The organism is Achromobacter sp. ACM05 (assembly GCF_019218915.1).
Taxonomy (GTDB): domain Bacteria; phylum Pseudomonadota; class Gammaproteobacteria; order Burkholderiales; family Burkholderiaceae_B; genus Achromobacter; species Achromobacter animicus.
On the sequence record NZ_JAHUWQ010000001.1, the window covers coordinates 122,870 to 141,780 of the forward strand.

General features: G+C 65.7%; 17 protein-coding genes. 5 read left to right on the forward strand and 12 right to left on the reverse strand.

The genetic code is table 11. The features are described from left to right. Positions 1 to 14 precede the first annotated feature (14 nt). The 12 genes from KW836_RS00605 to KW836_RS00660 all read right to left on the reverse strand — a co-directional run bounded on the left by KW836_RS00605 (position 15) and on the right by KW836_RS00660 (position 10,240). Positions 15 to 1,142: an MBOAT family O-acyltransferase gene (locus KW836_RS00605; protein ID WP_175126234.1), complete on the reverse strand. Its 1,128-nt coding sequence runs from the start codon at positions 1,140 to 1,142 to the stop codon at positions 15 to 17. Between the two features lie 7 nt (positions 1,143 to 1,149). Further along, on the reverse strand, positions 1,150 to 1,323 hold the full coding sequence (locus KW836_RS00610; protein WP_175126235.1) for a hypothetical protein: 174 nt from the start codon (positions 1,321 to 1,323) through the stop codon (positions 1,150 to 1,152). Beyond that, the gene (locus KW836_RS00615) at positions 1,320 to 2,507 is read right to left on the reverse strand and encodes a D-alanyl-lipoteichoic acid biosynthesis protein DltD (protein WP_175126236.1); all 1,188 of its coding nucleotides are present in this window, start codon (positions 2,505 to 2,507) and stop codon (positions 1,320 to 1,322) included. Before KW836_RS00615 ends, KW836_RS00610 begins: the two co-directional genes overlap by 4 nt. Beyond that, positions 2,485 to 2,724 carry an acyl carrier protein gene (locus KW836_RS00620; RefSeq protein ID WP_008159625.1) on the reverse strand — a complete coding sequence of 80 codons (240 nt, stop codon included), beginning with the start codon at positions 2,722 to 2,724 and terminating at the stop codon, positions 2,485 to 2,487. The genes KW836_RS00615 and KW836_RS00620 overlap by 23 nt, the downstream gene beginning before the upstream one ends. A 328-nt stretch (positions 2,725 to 3,052) precedes the next feature. After that, on the reverse strand, positions 3,053 to 3,556 hold the full coding sequence (locus tag KW836_RS00625) for a glycine zipper 2TM domain-containing protein (RefSeq protein WP_175126237.1): 504 nt from the start codon (positions 3,554 to 3,556) through the stop codon (positions 3,053 to 3,055). A 205-nt stretch (positions 3,557 to 3,761) separates the two neighbouring features. Then, on the reverse strand, positions 3,762 to 4,703 hold the full coding sequence (locus tag KW836_RS00630; RefSeq protein ID WP_218342183.1) for a carbohydrate kinase family protein: 942 nt from the start codon (positions 4,701 to 4,703) through the stop codon (positions 3,762 to 3,764). Positions 4,704 to 4,715: 12 nt separating this feature from the next. Beyond that, the gene (locus KW836_RS28090; RefSeq protein WP_218342184.1) at positions 4,716 to 6,215 is read right to left on the reverse strand and encodes a DUF3426 domain-containing protein; all 1,500 of its coding nucleotides are present in this window, start codon (positions 6,213 to 6,215) and stop codon (positions 4,716 to 4,718) included. A gap of 24 nt (positions 6,216 to 6,239) precedes the next feature. Beyond that, entirely contained in the window at positions 6,240 to 7,169 is a 930-nt protein-coding gene (prmA, locus tag KW836_RS00640) for a 50S ribosomal protein L11 methyltransferase (protein ID WP_175186482.1), read from the reverse strand. Positions 7,170 to 7,279: 110 nt separating this feature from the next. Further along, a complete protein-coding gene (gene accC, locus KW836_RS00645; RefSeq protein WP_175139132.1) occupies positions 7,280 to 8,626 on the reverse strand; it encodes an acetyl-CoA carboxylase biotin carboxylase subunit in 1,347 nt (448 codons plus the stop codon). 9 nt (positions 8,627 to 8,635) lie between these two features. Next, complete coding sequence (gene accB / locus KW836_RS00650) at positions 8,636 to 9,094, reverse strand: acetyl-CoA carboxylase biotin carboxyl carrier protein (protein ID WP_175139133.1); 459 nt, start codon at positions 9,092 to 9,094, stop codon at positions 8,636 to 8,638. Positions 9,095 to 9,182: 88 nt separating this feature from the next. Continuing rightward, entirely contained in the window at positions 9,183 to 9,617 is a 435-nt protein-coding gene (gene aroQ, locus KW836_RS00655) for a type II 3-dehydroquinate dehydratase (RefSeq protein ID WP_056327805.1), read from the reverse strand. Between the two features lie 89 nt (positions 9,618 to 9,706). After that, positions 9,707 to 10,240 (reverse strand): TlpA disulfide reductase family protein, encoded by a 534-nt coding sequence (locus KW836_RS00660; protein ID WP_218342186.1) that lies wholly within the window; start codon positions 10,238 to 10,240, stop codon positions 9,707 to 9,709. A 97-nt stretch (positions 10,241 to 10,337) separates the two neighbouring features. Between KW836_RS00660 and mpl the strand changes: the two genes are divergently transcribed. The 5 genes from mpl to KW836_RS00685 all read left to right on the forward strand — a co-directional run bounded on the left by mpl (position 10,338) and on the right by KW836_RS00685 (position 18,768). Next, positions 10,338 to 11,708 carry a UDP-N-acetylmuramate:L-alanyl-gamma-D-glutamyl-meso-diaminopimelate ligase gene (gene mpl, locus KW836_RS00665; RefSeq protein ID WP_218342187.1) on the forward strand — a complete coding sequence of 457 codons (1,371 nt, stop codon included), beginning with the start codon at positions 10,338 to 10,340 and terminating at the stop codon, positions 11,706 to 11,708. A gap of 132 nt (positions 11,709 to 11,840) precedes the next feature. Further along, positions 11,841 to 12,440: a YqiA/YcfP family alpha/beta fold hydrolase gene (locus KW836_RS00670; protein WP_218342189.1), complete on the forward strand. Its 600-nt coding sequence runs from the start codon at positions 11,841 to 11,843 to the stop codon at positions 12,438 to 12,440. 75 nt (positions 12,441 to 12,515) lie between these two features. Next, positions 12,516 to 14,417 (forward strand): ribonuclease catalytic domain-containing protein, encoded by a 1,902-nt coding sequence (locus tag KW836_RS00675; protein ID WP_218342191.1) that lies wholly within the window; start codon positions 12,516 to 12,518, stop codon positions 14,415 to 14,417. 1,122 nt (positions 14,418 to 15,539) lie between these two features. Beyond that, positions 15,540 to 16,211: a response regulator transcription factor gene (locus KW836_RS00680; protein ID WP_218342193.1), complete on the forward strand. Its 672-nt coding sequence runs from the start codon at positions 15,540 to 15,542 to the stop codon at positions 16,209 to 16,211. Beyond that, positions 16,198 to 18,768 carry an extracellular solute-binding protein gene (locus KW836_RS00685; protein ID WP_218342195.1) on the forward strand — a complete coding sequence of 857 codons (2,571 nt, stop codon included), beginning with the start codon at positions 16,198 to 16,200 and terminating at the stop codon, positions 18,766 to 18,768. The genes KW836_RS00680 and KW836_RS00685 overlap by 14 nt, the downstream gene beginning before the upstream one ends. Positions 18,769 to 18,911: the final 143 nt, after the last annotated feature.

Consider the following 18,911-nt stretch of genomic DNA (forward strand, 5'->3'; position numbering starts at 1 on the left):
CGAAGCTCCCGGCGTCAGATGGGACTGCGGCCGCTGAACACGTACAGCGCCAGCGCGGCCAGAATCAGGGTGAGCACGCGCCCCAGAAAGCGCATGACGGGCTTGGCCAGCAGCGCCTGCAGACCGGGCCGCGTGCGCGCGGCGTTGATCAGCAGGTTGTGGCCCACTGAATACGCGCCGAACATCAGGCCGCTGACGATGTAGTGCAGCGACAGGCCGTTCCACACGCCCATCGCCAGCAGCGTCGCGAAGATGCCGATGTTCTGCGCCGCAAGCCGGTGGCGGCCGAAGAAGCTGGTCTTGCTCAATGCCTTGTAGATCGGCATGAACACGACATCGCGCAGCCATTCGGACAGGCTGATGTGCCAGCGACGCCAGAAATCCTGCGGATTCAGCGTGGCCAGCGGGTTGCGGAAGTTGATCGGCAGCGTGAAGCCGAACAGCATGCCGATGCCGATCGCCATGGTCGAGTAGCCGGCAAAATCGAAGAACAGGTAGGCGCTGTAGAGCGAGGCATTCAGCGCCACGCCGGTGAACGAATAGTCGTGCGCGTCCAGCGTGGCCAGCCCGTAACGCCAGATGAGCTCGGCAAGGCCAAACTTCTGGATCACGCCCACCATGATGAGTTCCAGCCCGGTCAGCCAGGTGTTCAGGTTGACACCTTCATAGCCGCGCTTCAGATCGGCCTGGAAGGCGCGCCAGCGGTACATGGGACCGGCCAGCAGCGTCAGCGGGAAGAACAGGTAGATGAAGTAATCCAGCGGCGAGACACGCTCGTTGCGCGGCGCGAACAGCAGCACGTCGATGGCGCGGAAGGTGGCGAAGGACAACCCGAGCATGGCGCCCAGGTGCGATACGCCGGTCTTGACCAACAGCAACGGCGTCATCGTGATGATCACCGCCAGCCAGGTCGGGATGTAGTTGCGGCGCATGGCCCACAGCGCGGCGCCGGAGATGGCGAAGAGCGCGATGGGCTGGTACGGCCGCGCCCAGAACACCGCCATCCAGACGCCCAGGCAGATGACGCCGATGATGTGGCGATAGCCGATGCGCAGCGGCATGCCGGACGATCGGTAGGCGACCAGGCCGAGGCCGCCGAACAGGGCGCCGCCGAAGAAGCTCAAGCTTGCGAAGAGTTCCATGGTGCGCTCAGAACTGCTGGTATTGGAATTCGACCTTGATCGGTCCGCCGCTGCCCGTCGTGGGCTGCGCCTGCAGCACGAACACGAGGATCACGCCCACGTACAGGCACAGGTGCCAGAAGAAGCGGCGCGCCCAGGCCACGCCCGCATTACGGGCTTCGTCTTTACGAAAGAGTTTCATCGGGAAAAATACTCCGCAATGCCTTGATCGGCCATGGCCCAGCCAAGTTCGGCCAGGTGCATGTCATCGCGCAGCATGCCCGGCTCGAAAGGAATGCTGTAAAGATCCAGGCACCCCATTTGGTACCGCGTGCACATGCCGGTGATGGCGGCCACCACGGGGTCGAACCGTTCGACGTCCAGGATGAGCTTGGGGTTGAACGGCTGGATGACGAAGTACGCCTTGACCTTGCGCTTTTGCAGCAGCGCCATCACACGTGAGAGGTCGCCCAGCTCGGTACGGGTGATGGGATCGACGTCTGCGAATTCATTGCGCGCGGGCGAGTACAGCGGCGCGAGGTACTGCTGGTAGTAGTCGTCGCGCACATCGTAGGGGTTGTTGCCGCCCAGGTTGTGTTCGACGACGCGCGCTTCGTGCGTGATCCGCGACCACTGCCCGGCATTCAGGCGGGCGGACATCGGCCAGGACACGTAGCGGTGCGCGGGCACGGACAGCTTGGTGCGCGGCTTGTCAGGGGCCGGCTCCTGGCGGGCATGCCACCACAGCGCCAGCTTGTCTTTCAGCTCGGACACCTGACCATTGGCGATGAGCCACAGCAACCCCCAGTTCGCGTTGTCGCTGATCCAGTTCTGCATCTGCTCGCGCGTACTGGGCTGGTCCCACAACCGGTCCCAGACCGGTCCCGTGACGTGCTCGGCAAACGCGCTGCGCGGCAGCTGCCCGCCCGACGCGAACCAGGCCGGCGACAGCATGATGACCAGGCGCGTGTTGGGCGTGAGCGAGTCAGATACCGATTCCAGCACGCTGACGATGCCATACGACTGGAACATCGCGTGGCCGTACGCGAGCGTCGGCACCTTCAGCTCTTCGGGAAAGAAGCGGTAGGGAACGAAGCGCAGGTCGTGGCTGGACAGCTCGGAAGAGCCCAGCACCACCAGGGTGCCGTCGCTGAGCGCGTTGCCCAGACGGTTCAGGTTGACGTGCTGGGTGCCCCAGTCCGGCCCGAGGTTGGGCAGGTAGTTGCTCTTGTCGGCCGCGATGGCCGAGGGCGATGACGACGGATTGACGACGCGGCTGAGCAGATCGTCCGCCCCGCAATACGCCCCTACCGCCAACGCCACCGCCGTCGCTGCCGCCGCGACGTGCGACAGGAACCGGGTATTACGAAGTATGGGCAGCGACATAGCCGGCAAGCACGCGGACCGACTGAAGGTGCTCTGCGATTTCGGGAGCCGGGATACTGCAGCCGTACTCGGACTCGACCGCCAGCGTGATGTCCACGGCGGCGAGCGAATCGACCAGGCCGGTGGCAATCAGTTGCGTGTCGGGGGTGACTTTCTTCATGACGATCGACTCGACGATCTCGCCGATCTTGGTGTGGAGTTCTTGCTCGGTATGCATAGGTATTGCAGCGTAACGTTGCCTGTTCGGCAAACCATCCCCCGCCCCGGGATTCAGGCGACGAGGATACAGAAAACAGCTGAAACCAAACTGAAAAATTCCAGCCAGCAAGCGGGGCTTCCGGAAGCACGTGGTTACATTAAATCCGGACTGCCGCGCCGTCGCAATCATTGCACTTCGGCCGTCGAATCGCCATGAAACTTATGGAGGAAATGGCGAGAAAACGCTTGGAAAGGTAACGTTCGCGGGTAAATCCCGGGGGACTGCGTTGCGGGCGAGCGACAAAAAAGCCCGCTTGCGCGGGCTTTTTGATTGCGGGCTGGGCCGATTACATCGGCGTGACGCGGGTCGGACCGGCGCCGCTGATCACCTGGACGCGCTGGCCCACGCTGATGGGCACGTCGGCTTCCTGGGCGACCACGCGGGTCTCGCCGTTATCCAGTCGCACCGTGATCTCCAGGCCGGAGTTCTTCTGTGCGCGGTTTTCGACGGCGTTGCCCGCCAGCGCGCCAAGGATGACGCCGCCGACCGTGGCGATGGTGCGGCCCGTGCCGCCACCGATCGCATTGCCAGCCACGCCGCCCAACGCACCGCCGGCCACCATGCCGACGCCGCTGGACTTGTCGTTCTGGATGACGATCGGACGCACGCCGGTGACCGTTCCGTTACGGACAATCTGTTCGCGCTGCGCTTGATCGTAGCTGTACACGCCGCTGGAGGCGCTGGGGTTTGCGCAACCGCCAAGCACTGCCATCGACGTCACCACAGCCGCGACAGCCAGCCAACGGCCGGTACGCGGCGTCACCAGGGAAAAAGACTTTATATGATTCATTTGGACTCCTCATTCGGGCACGACCGACGGTGACTGATGATACTCCGCCCGCAACGCCCGGCAAGCGCACCCGCAACAGACTGAAACGCTCCGCCAGAAGCTGCAAACTCAGGCGCGAAACAACGGGCTACAGCCCGTTGCCATTGAATATGCGCTGACGTTCGACCTGTGTGCGAGGTGTCGGTTCCCGGGGAGTCCTGGCCGATCAGGCAGGCAGATGGATGCCGTAGGTGGCGTGCAGCACGGCGTCGATCTCGGCACGCGTCGGCACATGGTTCTGCGGGCCGCGCGAAGCGATCTTGATGGCGCCCATGACATTGCCCAGGCGGCAGCTGTCTTCCCAGCTCCAGCCGCTGGTCAGGCCGTACAGCAGACCACCGCGCTGCGCGTCGCCGCAGCCGGTGGGATCCACCACCTGCGAGGCGCGCACGGGTTCGATCTGGATGGTCTTGCCTTCGGTGTGCAGGGTGGCGCCTTCGGCGCCACGCGTCACGACCACCGCTTGCAGCGTGCGCGCAATGTCCGCGACGCTGCGGCCGGTGCGCTGCTCGACCACGCCGGCTTCGTAGTCGTTGACCGTGAGGGCCTGCGCCAGCTTGAGCATGCGCTCGAGGTCGGCGCCGTCAAACAGCGGCATTGCCTGGCCCAGGTCGAAGATGAAGGGGATGCCGCGCTTGTGCAGGCGTTCGGCGTGGGCAAACATGCCTTCTTTCGCGTCCGGCGCAACGATCGCCCAGGCGGCGTCGGCGTCGCTCAGGTCGTTTTGCGCGGCAAACGACATGGCGCCCGGGTGGAAGGCGGTGATCTGGTTGTCGTCCAGGTCGGTCGTGATGAAGCACTGTGCGGTGAACGTGTCGGGAATGACCTTGACGCGGCTGACGTCGATGCCCAGGCCCGACAGCCGCTGCATGTATTCGCCGGCGTCTTCACCGATGGTGGCCACCGGCACCGGCGCGCCGCCCAGCAGGTTTATGTTGTAGGCGATGTTGCCCGAGCAGCCGCCAAATTCCTTGCGCATGCTGGGCACCAGGAACGACACGCTCAGCGACTGGATGCGGTCGGCAAGAATGTGTTCCTTGAAGCGGCCTTCGAACACCGCAATGGTGTCGAACGCCATCGAACCGCAGACCAGAACAGGGGTTGCCATGCTTGTCATCCTTTACGGGAAAAACTTGTCGAGTTGGTAGCCATTGACCTGAACGCCGGTCACTTCAATGGGGACTGAAATCTTCAATGCACCCTGGGGACCGAACGGTCCCTTCAACTGTTCGGGCGTGAGGTAATTCTCGGGCATCAGCACCTTGCGCACGACCACCGTGTCGGACAGGTCGTTCAGTTCAAGCACCAGTGCCGGCCAATGCTGCGGCTTGTCGTAGCGGTTGTGCAGCATCACGGTCAGCACCAGGCGGGTGCGGCCGTCATCGATGGCGGCGGCGCCCTTGGGCGGCTGCAACGACGACGATGAAATGCTGATGAGATCGCGGCGGCGCGCGTAGCCGACCGTGCAGTCCAGCGGCTTGCAGGCGGCCTCCAGGACCGGTCGCAGCGCCGGCACGGAATTGGCGATATCGGTGCGGTATGCGTAGAGCAGTTGCAGGGCAAGCACGATCAGGCCGATGAGGCAGGCGTAGGCCCACAGCTTGCGCACCAGGCCGCTACGCTCGATCCGGTCCTGGTCCAGGAACTCGGGCGGCGCACGGCCCACGTCGGTGGCGCTGGAATAACGCGTGCGCGTGTCGCCCAGCACCGGTTCGTGGGCGGCGTGATCGAGGTCGTCTTCGTCCTCGTATTCGTCGTCGCGCTCGATGTCGCGGACATCGTCGCGATGCTGGTCGCGAAAGTCGTCGGCGATGTCGTGACGAGGATCTTGGCGGGGGCCTTGACGCGGGTCGTGGCGAACATCAAGGCGCGGATCACTGCGCGGCTGCCCGGCGCGCCAGTCCAGCGTTGGCTCGCCGGACCGGCTGGCGACGATGGGTTCGTTGCGAAACACGGGGGGCCGCGGCGCGGGCGCGGTGCGGGGCGGCTCCGGCTCGCGCAGGAATGGTTCGCCGTCATCGTCGAGATACTCGTCGTCGGCGGGGTCATCCGGCATGGCCGCTTCCGGCTCGGGGCGCTTGCGGATGTCGTCGCGGCCGCGCAGCACGGCGGGCGGAATCGAAGGCGCGGGCGGAATCGAAGGCGCGGGCGGAATCGAAGGCGCGGGCGGCGCCTCGGGCTCGTCTTCCCAGGGCAGAATCACGCGCGGCTCAGCTGGCACGGCGGGCGTTGCGCGGGGCGGCACGATGGCGGGCGGCGGCACATGCGGCGGCACATGCGGCGGAACCGCCGCCGGACGCACCGGGGTGAAGGCAGGTGCAGGCGCCGGGGCCGGTGTCGACACCGGCGTAAAGGCCGGTTCCGGAAACGGTGCGGCGGGCGGATGCGGCTCGGGCGCGGCTAGCACGGGCGCGGCCACGGCCGCGGCGGACGATGGCAGCGGCGCTGCGGCCGGCGGGGTGATCGCGACAGGCGCACCCGGCGCGGACACCAGGCACGCACGGCCATCGAAAACGGTCGAGCAGGCGCCGCAACGCACCAGGCCATTGCGGACCCGAAGCTGATCAGGCACCACCTTGAACGAGGTGCCGCACTGCGGGCAGCGGGTGGTCAGAGCCATGAGGCGTGCTCCTGCTGCCGGGACTCAGGGCTTCTTGCCGTGCAGGCAGACCCAGCCGTCGCGCGCACGCCAGACCGACATGGCCAGCCAGGGCGCATAGGCGGCCGCGACCTCCTCGGCCTGGCGTTCCAGGACGCCCGACAGCACCAGGTGGCCACCCGCGGCAACGCGGCCAGCCAGCATGGGGGCCAGCACCTTCAGGGGGTTGGACAGAATGTTGGCGACCACGACTTCGAACGTGCCGTCCGCCAGTCCGTCGGGCAGCATGGCCTGCAGCTCGACCTTGTTGACCTCTGCGTTGAACACCGTGCTCTGCACCGCCTGCGCGTCGATATCGACCGCCTGCGTGGGGCCGGCGCCCAGCTTGCGCGCCGCGATGGCCAGGATGCCGGATCCGCAGCCGTAGTCCAGCAGGGTCGCGCCGGCGGGAAGCTCGGCTTCGAGCCACGCCAGGCACAGGTGTGTCGTCGGGTGGCTGCCGGTGCCGAACGCCAGGCCCGGGTCCAGTTCGATATGAATGGCGCCGTCCTGGTCGGGCAAGGCCGTGTCCAGGCCGGGCACATCGGGATTGTCGCGGTGCCAGCTGGGCACGATCCAGAGACGTTCGGCGATGTGGATCGGGCCGAACTGCGATTGCGTCAGGCGCACCCAGTCGGCGTCCGGCACGTCGCGCAGGCTCCAGCCGTCGAACACCGATGCATCGAGCTCCCCGGTTTGGGCGGCTTCTTCCATGATCTGCGCGGGATCGGCGCCGTCGGGCAGCAAGGCGACGACGAGATTGCGGTCCCATGCCTGGACGTCGGGCTCGGTGCCCGGCTCGCCGAACAACGGCCGCTCGACTTCGGTGCCGAAGTCGGCATCTTCGACGGAGACCGACAGCACGCCGGCTTCGAGCAAGGCGTCCGACAGGGCTTCGGCCTGCGTCTCCGAGCAATGGAGCACGAGTTCACGCATGATTTTTCTCTTCCATCTGGTCAACGGGCCGCGGCATCCGCCGCGGCCCGATCAACCTTAAAACATCAACAAGGTAAAACGCAAAAGGGGCCGTGAGGCCCCAGAGTCGGTCAGGGACGCTGCGCCAACTTGTGTTCCAGATAGTGGATGCTGGTGCCGCCTTCGATGAAGCGGGCGTCCTGCAGCATTTCGCGGTGCAGCGGGATGTTGGTGGAAATGCCTTCCACCACCATTTCCGACAGCGCGATGCGCATGCGCGCCAGCGCCTGGTCACGCGTGTCGCCGTACGTGATGACCTTGGCGATCATCGAATCGTAGTTGGGCGGCACGAAGTAGCCATTGAACGCGTGCGAGTCGATACGCACGCCAGGACCGCCAGGCGTATGCCAGTTCGTGATGCGGCCCGGGCTGGGCACGAAACGGAACGGATCTTCGGCGTTGATGCGGCATTCGATCGCATGGCCGCTGAACGTGATGTCACGCTGACGCAGCGTGAACTTCTCGCCGGCGGCGATCAGGATCTGCTGCTGCACCAGATCGACGCCGGTGATCAGCTCGGTGACCGGGTGTTCGACCTGGATGCGGGTGTTCATTTCGATGAAATAGAACTCGCCGTTTTCGTACAGGAACTCGAACGTGCCGGCGCCGCGATAGCCCATCTTGCGGCAGGCGTCGGCACAGCGGTCGCCAATGCGCTCGATCAGGCGGCGGGCGATGCCGGGCGCCGGCGCTTCCTCGATGACCTTCTGGTGGCGGCGCTGCATGGAGCAATCGCGCTCGCCCAGCCAGACCGCGTTGCGGCCGCCGTCGGCCAGCACCTGGATTTCGATATGGCGCGGGTTCTCGAGGAACTTCTCCATATAGACTTCCGGGTTGTTGAACGCGGCGCCTGCTTCGGAACGCGTCATCGTGACGGCATTGAGCAGCGCGGCCTCGGTGTACACCACGCGCATGCCGCGGCCACCACCGCCGCCTGCTGCCTTGATGATGACCGGATAGCCGACTTCGCGCGCCGTGCGCAGGATTTCCTGCGGATCGTCGGGCAACGCGCCTTCCGAGCCCGGCACCACCGGCACGCCGGCTTCGATCATGGCGCGCTTGGCGCTGACCTTGTCGCCCATCAGGCGGATCGTGTCCGGGCGGGGGCCGATGAACACGAAACCGCTCTTCTCGACGCGATCGGCGAAGTCGGCATTTTCGGACAAGAACCCGTAACCCGGGTGGATTGCCTCGGAATCCGTAACTTCGGCGGCCGAGATGATGGCCGGCATGTTCAGGTAGCTTTCACGCGACGGCGCGGGCCCGATGCACACGGATTCATCGGCAAGGCGCACGTACTTGGCTTCGCGGTCGGCCTCGGAGTGCACGACGACGGTCTTGATGCCCAGCTCGCGGCAGGCGCGCTGAATGCGCAGGGCGATTTCGCCCCGATTGGCGATCAGGATTTTTTCGAACATGTTCAGCTATCAGCCAATGACGAACAGGGGTTGACCGTACTCGACGGGCTCACCGTTTTCGACCAGGATTTCTTTGATGACGCCGGCCTTGTCGGCTTCGATTTCATTGAGCAGCTTCATGGCTTCAATGATGCACAGCGGGTCGCCTTCCTTGACGGTGGCGCCCACGTCGATGAACGGGGCGGCGCCCGGGTTCGGCGAACGGTAGAACGTGCCGACCATCGGGGCCTTCACGACGTGGCCTTGAATGACCGGGGCAGCGGGCGCGGCCGGCGCAGCGGCGGGCGCGGCGGCGGCGGCGACGGGCGCGGCGGGCACGCCGGCTTCGGGCTGGTGGTAGGCCACCGGCTGCAGCGTCTGCGAGAACTTGACGATTCTGACCTTGCCTTCGCCTTCGGTGATTTCCAGCTCGGCGATGCCCGATTCAGCCACCAGGTCGATCAGGGTTTTGAGTTTTCGAAGATCCATAGAAGCTGCTTCCCGAGATAGTGTCGGCGTCGTCCCAGCGTCGGGGTTCGCGCCGTATAAGATGTAAAAGCGTTGAATTGATGCGAGATCAGTGCCGCACTGCGTAACGCAGCGCGGCCTCGTAGCCGTCCGCGCCCAGGCCGCTGATCAGGCCCTGCGCCAAGTCGGACAGATAAGAGTGATGCCTGAACGGCTCTCGCTTATACAGATTGGACAAATGTACTTCAATAAATGGGATCGCGACCCCGGCCAGCGCGTCGCGAATCGCGACACTGGTGTGCGTGTATGCCGCTGCGTTGATGATGATGAAGTCCGTGCCGTCCTGCCGTGCCGCCTGAATGCGGTCAACCAGCGCACCTTCGTGATTGCTTTGCCACGCAGTCAGCGTGGCGCCCAATTCGCCCGCAAGCAGCTCGAGACGCTCATTGATCTGGGCCAGAGTAAGACTGCCGTAGATATGAGGTTCCCGGGTGCCGAGCAGGTTCAGGTTCGGGCCATGCAATACCAGTATGTTTTGCGCCATGCGCGTGCCAAATTGTGGATTGCCAATTGTTGGCAAAACAGCCGATAAACCAGCTTTTTACGCCAATTCCTACTATTTGTCCAACAGACTTACGCCTTCAAACCCGAAAGGGTGCGATCCAGATCGTCGGGCTGGACTTCACCCAATATCTTCCGGTTAATGCTGCCATCTGCGTTGAAAACGATAGTAAAAGGCAGGCCACCGCTAGGATTACCCAGCTTTCGCAGCGTATCGATGGCGCCGGCGCCGATCACCCACAGCGGGTATGAAACCTGTACTTTCTCGACAAACTTCTGCATGTTGGCGGCAGAATCAACGCCGATGCCAACAAAGCGTACTTGCGGGTATTTTTTCTGCAAAGCGTCGAGCGCGGGCATCTCTTTGACGCACGGCGCGCACCAGGTTGCCCAGAAATTGACCACGATGGGCTGGCCCTTCCAGCCGGCCAGCGAATGCGAGGCGCCGTTCAGATCCGGAAGCTGCATCTGCATGAGCCCCGCGACCGGATCGCCCGCGTCAGCCGGCGCGGCATCGTTCTTGGGCTTGCGGCCCATCAGCGTATAGCCGCCTGCGACAGTCGCGGCCACCGCCACGGCGGCGGAAAGAAGTAGGCGTCGATTCATGGCGCGATGATAACCGTTGCGGCCGTTTTACGCCGCAGGCGCGAGGCGCCGGCTTGTCGGGCCGCTATATATACAATGCGGGGCAGGAGATTTATCAATGCACCTGCACATTCTTGGCATCTGCGGCACCTTCATGGGCGGACTGGCGCTGATCGCGCGCGCCGCCGGCCATAAAGTCACGGGTTGCGACGCCGGCGTGTACCCGCCGATGAGCACCCAGCTTTCCGAACAGGGTATCGAACTGATCGAAGGCTTTGGCGCGGAGCAACTGGCGCTCAAGCCTGACCTGTACGTGATCGGCAACGTGGTCAGCCGCGGCAACCCGCTGATGGAAGCCATTCTGGAATCCGGGGCGCGCTATGTGTCCGGGCCGCAATGGCTGGGCGACAACATCCTGCCGGGCGCGCACGTGTTGGCGGTGGCCGGCACGCACGGCAAGACCACCACAAGCTCGATGCTGGCGTGGGTGCTGGAAGCCGCAGGCATGGCCCCGAACTTCCTGATCGGCGGCGTGGCGCAGGACCTGCACGTATCTGCCCGCTACGACCCGGCGCGCCGCCCCTTCGTCATCGAAGCGGACGAATACGACACGGCGTTCTTCGACAAGCGCTCCAAATTCGTTCACTACCGCCCGCGCACCGCCATCCTGAACAACCTGGAATACGATCACGCCGACATCTTCCCGGATCTGGCGGCGATCGAAACGCAGTTCCACCATCTGGTTCGCACGATCCCCGGCTCGGGCCGTATCGTCCGACCGACGCAATCGGATGCGCTGGACCGCGTGATTGCACGGGGATGCTGGTCGGATACCGTCACGTTCGGCCCGGATGGGCAGTGGCAGGCGTCGCCACCGGACGCTGACGGCGCGTTCGAGGTCACGCGCGCCGGCGTCCACGCCGGCACCGTCCGCTGGTCGCTGACCGGCGAGCACAACCGCATGAACGCGCTGGCTGCCCTGGCTGCCGCCGAGCACGTCGGCGTGCCCGCCGAACAGGGCATCGATGCCCTCACCCGCTTCGGCGGCGTCAAGCGCCGGATGGAATTGCGCGGCACGGTCAATGGCATCAAGGTCTACGACGACTTCGCTCACCATCCCACCGCCATCGCCACCACGCTGGAAGGTCTGCGCCGTCAGGTTGGATCGGCGCGAATCCTGGCCGTGCTGGAGCCGCGCTCCAACACCATGAAGCTGGGCACCATGGCCGCCAGGCTGCCCGAGGCGCTGGCCGACGCTGACCTGGTGTTCTGCTTTGGCGCCAGCGAGGGCAAGCATGCGCTGGGCTGGAACCCGGCTGAAGTGCTGGCGCCCCTGGGCGGGCGGGCTTCCAGCTACGATGACATCGGCGCGCTCGTCGACGCCGTTGCTGGCGCCGCCCGGCCGGGCGACCAGGTGCTGGTGATGAGCAATGGCGGTTTCGGCGGCATCCATGGCAAGCTGCTGGATGCGCTGCAGGCGCGGGGCTGATTCCGCCCGCTTGGCCGAACCCGGCAAAGCGCGCCCTGCCGGACATGCCGGGCTGGCCCTGCCAGACCCGCATGTCCGGAATTCAAGCCCTCAGCCGGCCGCCTCCCGCAACGCACACGGAAACAGCAAGCAATGATCCTCTATCTACACGGTTTCCGATCGTCGCCCGATTCTTTCAAGGCCCGCCTGATGGCGGACGCCATGGCCGCGCGCGGCCTGACCGATGCGTGGGCCTGCCCGCAACTGCCCGCCAGCCCGCGCCAAGCCATCGACCTGGCGCTGGGCATGGCGCGCGACCGGCTGGCGGACGCCGATTCGCCGCGCGAACTGACTGTCATCGGCTCGTCGCTGGGCGGTTTCTACGCCACCTGGATCGCCGAGCAGCTGGGCTGCAAGGCCGTGTTGCTGAATCCCGCCGTCCACGCCGCGCGCGACCTTGCCACCCAGGTCGGCGAGCACCACATGTATCATTCCGGCGCGCCGTTCGTTTTTTTGCCCGAATATGTGGACGAACTGGCCGCCATCCATGCGCCGCGCATCACGCAGCCCGACCGGTATTTCCTGGTGGCCGCGACCGGCGACGAAGTGCTGGATTGGCGCGAGATGCGCGACCGATACGCCGGCTGCCGCCAGCGCATCGTGCAAGGCAGCGACCACGGCCTGTCCGATTTCGCGGATTGGATGCCGGAAGTGCTTGAATTCTCCCTAGGCGGCAAGCCGGTACGCACCTGATAATCAATATCGACTTTCAACACCCACAAAGCTGCGCAAGGCGGCGCGAGGCCGCCGCCCAGGACGATCCCCACCATGTATGTGTTTTACGAAGATGACGGCAGCTTCAAGGCCGGCAATATCCTGTCCGAGACCGACGCCAGCCTGCAGGTGGAGTCGGAGTCGGGCAAGCGCAGCAAAATCAAGCGCGCCAATACCCTGTTCAACTTCGCCTCGCCGGATCCGGCAGCCCTGATGACCCAGGCGGCCGCCACGGCCGAGACGCTGGATCTGCAATTCCTGTGGGAATGCGCGCCGCAAGAGGAATTCGACTCGCCCGCCCTGGCCGCCGACTACTTCGGCCACGCCCCCACGCCCGTCGAGCAGGCCGCGCTGCTGATGCGCCTGCACGGCGCGCCGGCGTACTTCCACCGCCGCGGCAAGGGCCGCTACCGCCCCGCCCCGCCGGACATCCTGGCCGCCGCGCTCGCCGCGCTGGAAAAGAAGCAGCGCCAGGCCGAACAGCAGCAGGAATGGGTCGACGAAATGGCCGCGGGCCGCCTGCCCGAACCCATCGCCCAGGCCGCCGAATCGCTCCTGATCCGTCCAGACAAGAATTCGCAGCAATGGAAGGCCCTGGACGCCGCGTGCGCCAAGCTGGGCAAGACGCCTGACCGCCTGCTGCTAGAACTGGGCGCCTGGCCGCACGCGCTCGCGCTGCACAAGCGCCGCTTCCTGGCCGTCAACTTCCCGCGCGGCCTGGCCTTTCCCGACGTGGAACTGCCGCCCATCGACCGCGAACTGCCGCTGGCCGACGCCGAAATCTATTCCGTGGACGATGTCACCACCACGGAAATCGACGACGCGCTCTCCGTCTCCACGCTGCCCGACGGCCGCGTGCGCGTCGGCGTCCACGTCGCCGCGCCCGGCCTGTCCGTCACCCGCGACAGCGAACTGGACAAGCTGGCCCGCGCCCGCCTGTCCACCGTCTACATGCCCGGCGACAAGATCCCGATGCAGCCGGACAGCGTCATCCAGGCGTTCTCCCTGGACGCCGGCCGCGAAGTGCCCGCGCTATCGCTGTACGTCACCGCCAATCCCGAAACCGGCGAAGTCATCGAATCGGAAACCCGCCTGGAACGCATCGTCGTGCGCGAAAACCTGCGCCACAACATGCTGGACAGCCAGGTCACCGAGGCAAGCCTGTCCGATCCGGACGCCGACCTCCCCTACGGCCACTGGCTGCGCCCGCTCTGGAAGCTGGCGCAGGCCCTGTCCGCGCAACGCGAAAACGTGCGCGGCAAGCCGGAAAACAATTCCCGGGTGGAGTACAGCTTCTACCTGGACGGCAACCCCGACGATCCCGACACGCCCGTGCGCCTGGTCCCGCGCCAGCGCAACGCGCCGCTGGATCGCATGGTGGCCGAATACATGATCCTGGCCAACAACCTGTGGGGCGGCCTCTTGAACCAGCACGGCGTGCCGGGCATCTACCGCTCGCAGCAAGCTGGCCGCGTGCGCATGAGCACGCAGGCGCTGCCGCACGAGGCCATCGGCGTTCCCCAATACGCGTGGAGCACGTCGCCGCTGCGCCGCTACGTCGACCTGGTCAACCAATGGCAACTGATCGCCGCGGTGGAACACGGCGTCTCGGCCCGCCTGATCGCCCCCTTCAAGCCGCGCGACGCAGACCTGTTCGCCATCATCGGCGCCTTTGACGCGCAATACGCGGCCTGGGCGGAATTCCAGAGCGCAATGGAACGCTACTGGTGCCTGCGCTGGCTGAAGCAGAACGGCGTGACGCGGACGGTGGCGCATGTGCTCCGGGACGATCTGGTGCGGTTTGCGAATGCGCCGTTGGTGACTCGGGTGGGGGGGATGCCGGAGTTTGAGCGCGGGACTGCGGTTGAGGTGGATATTCTGGGGATGGATGAGTTGTCTCTGGAGTTGGATTGTCGGTTTGTGGGCGAAGTTAAGGGGGAGGCTGCGGCTTCGTAGGTCGCATTCTTCCGATCTTCGTCGGTCGCGTTCATCGATCTTCGTAGGTCGCCCGACGCCGCGGTCCCCGTGGGCACGATCGCCCACGATTGCGGTCCGGAGCCTTCGCTCCGGACTGCCCCGTCGTCATCTTCGTCCGCCTTCGGCTCCCTTCAGATTCCCTCGGGCGCATCGACGGCGCTCGCGCCCACGGGGACCGCGACGCCGTGCTACGAGGGTCTTTGGTTTGCGCGCTACAAGACCTGTGGTCAGGGCAGGAAATCTGCGGGGCCGCCGGGTTGCTGCCGCCCGGACGGCGGCAACCCGGCATCGGGTCGTGGGGCGTCGTGGCGTGTGCGCTGCGCGCTGGCGGGGATTGGTTTGCTAATGGTTCGCCTCACGGGGGGTGGGGCGGTGATGGGCGGCGCGGCGACGATCCGCCACAACTTGCCGACCCGTACGCGCCGCCCATCGGGCACCTGAGTTCAAGTGACGATTAGCAGCGAGCCGCGCTCGCACGACGGTGTCAGACACCCGCAAAAAACGAGCGCTTTCGCCAAGATGGGTGTCTGACACCCTGGAAGCACCCTTCAGGCCTGTAGCCCGTCTATGCGGGTGTCTGACACCCAAGCGCCGCCTACTCGCGAAGCGTCATCACCACTACGCAAGACGCCGCGTAAGTCTCCGGAGGCCGCCCGCGCGGCCGAACGGAGACGGGCATCGCAAGATGCTTCTGGCCCGAAATGCTCTGCACAAAAATGCCAAGAAAACTGACCGCCCCAGCGACTAGAAGACTTGAATTGCCAGAGTCCGGTGCGGTGGCGTCCCGGGGTGCGCGGGGCGTCGATAAGCCCGAGGGAATCTGAAGGGAAGGCCGTAGGCCTGGACGAAGATGACGACGGGGAAGTCCGGAGCGAAGGCTCCGGACCGCAATCGTGGCCCCGCGCGCCCCGGGACGCCACCGTGCCGGACGTCTTAAGAACCGAAGTCGCCGCAGCACTGAACGCCTAAAGAACCAAAGCCGCCAAAATTCAAGAACCAGCACGCGCCCAACTCGCAAAACCCCAAACCCGAATCCCAACGCAACGCTAACGATCTCCCCGTTAAACTCCCAACAAAAAAGCAAACGGAGGAGAAGACATCATGCGCATTCTGCTGGTCGAGGACAATCTCGATCTTGGCGATGCCGTTGAGAGCAAACTGCGTTCGGCAGGTCATAGCGTGCAGTGGGTGCATGACGGCGTGCAGGCGTCTCGATGGGCACTGGACGAGACCTGGGACGCGCTCGTGCTGGACATCAACTTGCCCGGCAAGGATGGCTTCACGCTCATCCGTGAATTGCGTGCCGCCGGGCTCGACGCGCCCGTGCTCGTCATGACCGCGCGCGCCGAGATCGAGGACAAGATCGACATGCTGGATCTTGGCGCCGATGATTACCTCGTCAAACCCTTTGACCTGCGCGAACTCGAAGCACGGCTGCGTGCCCTGTTGCGGCGGCCTGCGGGGCAGACCACCAGTGTTGCGCATTTCGGGAATCTCAGTCTGGACCTGGCAAACAGGCATGTCGAACTGGCCGGCGCCCCGCTCGAACTCGGCCGGCGTGAATTCCGGTTGCTTGAGATTCTGGTCGGAAAGCTGGGTCAGACCGTCGCCAAAGAACGCCTCATGAATCAGATCTTCGACCTGGACGACGGCTCGCTCAATGCGCTTGAGTTGCTGATCTCGCGGCTGAGAAAGAAACTGGCCGGCGCGTCCGTGGACATCGTCACCGTGCGGGGCGTCGGGTATCAGGCCCGCAGCCATGAAAATCCCTGAAAGCTTCTCCATCCGGCAACGCGTCTTCACGCTGGGCGCCGTGTTGCTTGCGTGCGCGCTCATCGGGCTGGTGTTCTTCCTGCGCGGCTACGCCCAGCGTGCTGCGGAACAGGCGTTTGATCGCTTGCTCGCCGCCTCCGCGTTGACCATCGCCGGATCGGTTCAGATCGAAGACAACGAAGTCACCGTCGAGCCGCCAGTCTCGTCGCTTGCCATGCTGTCCGGCGGCGAGCGCGTGTTCTATGAGGCGCGCACCTCCAACGGCAGGCTCATCACCGGGTACGGCGACCTTGCGCCCGGCCTGCCGCTCGCGCAGTCCGCCACGCCCGTCTTCACATACTTGCGGTATCACGACGAACCCATCCGCGTTGCGACCGTCGGCCGCCTCGTGTCCGCCAGCCAGCACGCCGGCTGGGTCACCTTGCGCGTCGCCGAGACGTTGGGGTCGCGCGAGGCGCTGGCCGGTGAAATTCTGCAGCGCAGCGTGTTGCCGCTGCTTGCCGTATCGCTGGTCGCGCTCGGCCTCTTGTGGTTTGGCGTCCAGCGCGCCTTTGCGCCGCTTGCCGTCGTCGAACGCGAATTGCGGCGTCGGGCGCCCGATGATCTGGAGCCGCTGTCCAAGCCCGTGCCGCGCGAGGTGCGGCGGCTCATCGAAGCGCTCAATGGCTTCATGCAGCGCCTGTCCGGCGCCATGGACAGCCTCAACACCCTGGTGGCCGACGCCGCGCATCAGGTTCGCACACCGCTGGCGTCGCTGCGCGCGCAGGCCGAGGTCGCCCTGGACGAGACCGATCCGCAGCGATTGCACGCGCGGCTTGAACGCATTCATCTGAACGCCACCCACGCCAGCCAGCTCATCAACCAGTTGCTCATGGACGCCACCATCACTCACCGGATGGGCAAGGGCGCCCGCGCGCTTGTCGGCGTGGCGGAGACTGTCAACGAAACGCGCCGGCGCATTGGACCTCTGGATGCGCAGCGGCTGCGCATCGCCATTGCGCCTGAAGTGCGCCGCGCGCGCATCGCAGGGGATCGTGTCGCGTTGCGCGAAATGCTGCGCAACCTGGTGGACAACGCCTTGCGTTACGCGCCGGATGGGCCCGTTGAGATCCAGGCCATGCCGGTTGCCGGCTATCGTGTCGCGCTGACCGTCTCGGATCGCGGGCCTGGGGTGGCCGACGATGAGAAGGAAACCGTACAGCAGCGGTTTTCGCGCGGCCGTGCGGGGGAATCGCTGCCCGGGTCCGGATTGGGACTGGCCATCGTGCGGTCCGTGGCCGTCGCGCATGGCGGCTCGTTGTGGCTGCTCGACCGGCCCGGCGGCGGCCTGACGGCTCGCGTCGTGCTGCCCTTGGCGCGCGGCGGCGCCGGGCGCGCGCTGACCACAGCCGCAGCGGCGTTCTGCACCGCATGCCTGCTGCTCGCTGCGCCGTCCGCTGAGGTCCGCGCGGCAGGCGCGGCTGAGCCGGCGCGGGTCACGTCAGATCCGGTTGCCGCTCCCGCCGCTGCCAAAACTGCCGACACCCTCCGCCCCTCGCAAATCCCAGAAATCATCACCCGCTACCCCGCCCCCCAGCCCTCCTCCCGCGTCCTCACCATCGCCGGTCCAACCGACACGCCCGTCGTCGCACCGCTCATCCAAGGCTTTCAGTCCCACCGCCCCGACGTCAGCGTCGTCTACCGCGAAATGGGCAGCCGCGAGCTCTACGAGGCCGCCATCGAAGGGCGTTTGCAGGACGTGGACGTGCTGATGAGTTCGGCATCCGACCTGCAGATCCGGCTGGCCAACGACGGGTACGCGCAAAGCTATGCCTCGCCCTACGCCGCGCGGCTGCCGTCCTGGGCCATCTGGCGGCACGAGGTCTACGGGTTCACGTTCGAGCCCGCCGTCATCGTCTACAACCCCAAGCGGTTTGCCGAGGCGGCCGTGCCGCGATCGCGCCAGGACTTGCTGCGCCTGCTGGAACAGGACCCCCTGCGCCTGCGCGGACGCATCGGCACCTACGACATTGCCGCCAGCAGCCTGGGCTATCTGCTGGCCGAACAGGACGAACTGGTCTCGTCCAACTTCTGGGGGCTGGCCAACGCCATGGGCCAGGCCGGCGTGCGGCTGGCCGCCACCAGCGCCGAGATCCTGGACGCCATCGAGCGCGACGAACTGGACATCGGCTACAACATCCTCGGCTCGTACGCTCTGTCGCGGCAGGCCGCGGGCCGGCCCATCGGCGTGGTGTTTCCGCAGGACTACGTGCTCGTGCTGGCGCGCTCGGTGCTGATCGCGCGCACCGCCCCCAATCCCGATCTGGGACGTGCCCTGGTCGACTGGCTGCTGTCGCCCGCCGGCCAGCAGGTCGCATCCAGCCATGCCGCGCTCGGCTCCATCATGGAAGACACGCCGGGGCGCTGGACCTCCGAAGCGGTGCTCGCGCGGTCGCAGGGCATCGTGCAGCCGGTGGTGTTGAGTCCGGCGTTGCTGGTGGGACTGGATCAGCGGCGGCATTCGCGCTTCGTGCAGAACTGGATACGGCTCGTCACCGATACGCCGCAGCGGCCGTAATAGAGACGTGGGCCCGCCACGAACATAAAAAACGTGGGCGGACCACGGGCACGCCCAAGACCGCCCCCGCCGCCATGCCCAGGGATTTCCCCTAGACGCTGCCTGCCGCCATGACAGGACGACGACAGACGCGCACTCCTAAG

Excerpts from the sequence above, each read along its gene's own strand:
- KW836_RS00605 (WP_175126234.1), bottom strand. The coding sequence starts at position 1,142 with ATGGAACTCTTCGCAAGCTTGAGCTTCTTCGGCGGCGCCCTGTTCGGC.
- KW836_RS00610 (WP_175126235.1), bottom strand. The coding sequence starts at position 1,323 with ATGAAACTCTTTCGTAAAGACGAAGCCCGTAATGCGGGCGTGGCCTGG.
- KW836_RS00615 (WP_175126236.1), bottom strand. The coding sequence starts at position 2,507 with ATGTCGCTGCCCATACTTCGTAATACCCGGTTCCTGTCGCACGTCGCG.
- KW836_RS00620 (WP_008159625.1), bottom strand. The coding sequence starts at position 2,724 with ATGCATACCGAGCAAGAACTCCACACCAAGATCGGCGAGATCGTCGAG.
- KW836_RS00625 (WP_175126237.1), bottom strand. The coding sequence starts at position 3,556 with ATGAATCATATAAAGTCTTTTTCCCTGGTGACGCCGCGTACCGGCCGT.
- KW836_RS00630 (WP_218342183.1), bottom strand. The coding sequence starts at position 4,703 with ATGGCAACCCCTGTTCTGGTCTGCGGTTCGATGGCGTTCGACACCATT.
- KW836_RS28090 (WP_218342184.1), bottom strand. The coding sequence starts at position 6,215 with ATGGCTCTGACCACCCGCTGCCCGCAGTGCGGCACCTCGTTCAAGGTG.
- prmA (WP_175186482.1), bottom strand. The coding sequence starts at position 7,169 with ATGCGTGAACTCGTGCTCCATTGCTCGGAGACGCAGGCCGAAGCCCTG.
- accC (WP_175139132.1), bottom strand. The coding sequence starts at position 8,626 with ATGTTCGAAAAAATCCTGATCGCCAATCGGGGCGAAATCGCCCTGCGC.
- accB (WP_175139133.1), bottom strand. The coding sequence starts at position 9,094 with ATGGATCTTCGAAAACTCAAAACCCTGATCGACCTGGTGGCTGAATCG.
- aroQ (WP_056327805.1), bottom strand. The coding sequence starts at position 9,617 with ATGGCGCAAAACATACTGGTATTGCATGGCCCGAACCTGAACCTGCTC.
- KW836_RS00660 (WP_218342186.1), bottom strand. The coding sequence starts at position 10,240 with ATGAATCGACGCCTACTTCTTTCCGCCGCCGTGGCGGTGGCCGCGACT.
- mpl (WP_218342187.1), top strand. The coding sequence starts at position 10,338 with ATGCACCTGCACATTCTTGGCATCTGCGGCACCTTCATGGGCGGACTG.
- KW836_RS00670 (WP_218342189.1), top strand. The coding sequence starts at position 11,841 with ATGATCCTCTATCTACACGGTTTCCGATCGTCGCCCGATTCTTTCAAG.
- KW836_RS00675 (WP_218342191.1), top strand. The coding sequence starts at position 12,516 with ATGTATGTGTTTTACGAAGATGACGGCAGCTTCAAGGCCGGCAATATC.
- KW836_RS00680 (WP_218342193.1), top strand. The coding sequence starts at position 15,540 with ATGCGCATTCTGCTGGTCGAGGACAATCTCGATCTTGGCGATGCCGTT.
- KW836_RS00685 (WP_218342195.1), top strand. The coding sequence starts at position 16,198 with ATGAAAATCCCTGAAAGCTTCTCCATCCGGCAACGCGTCTTCACGCTG.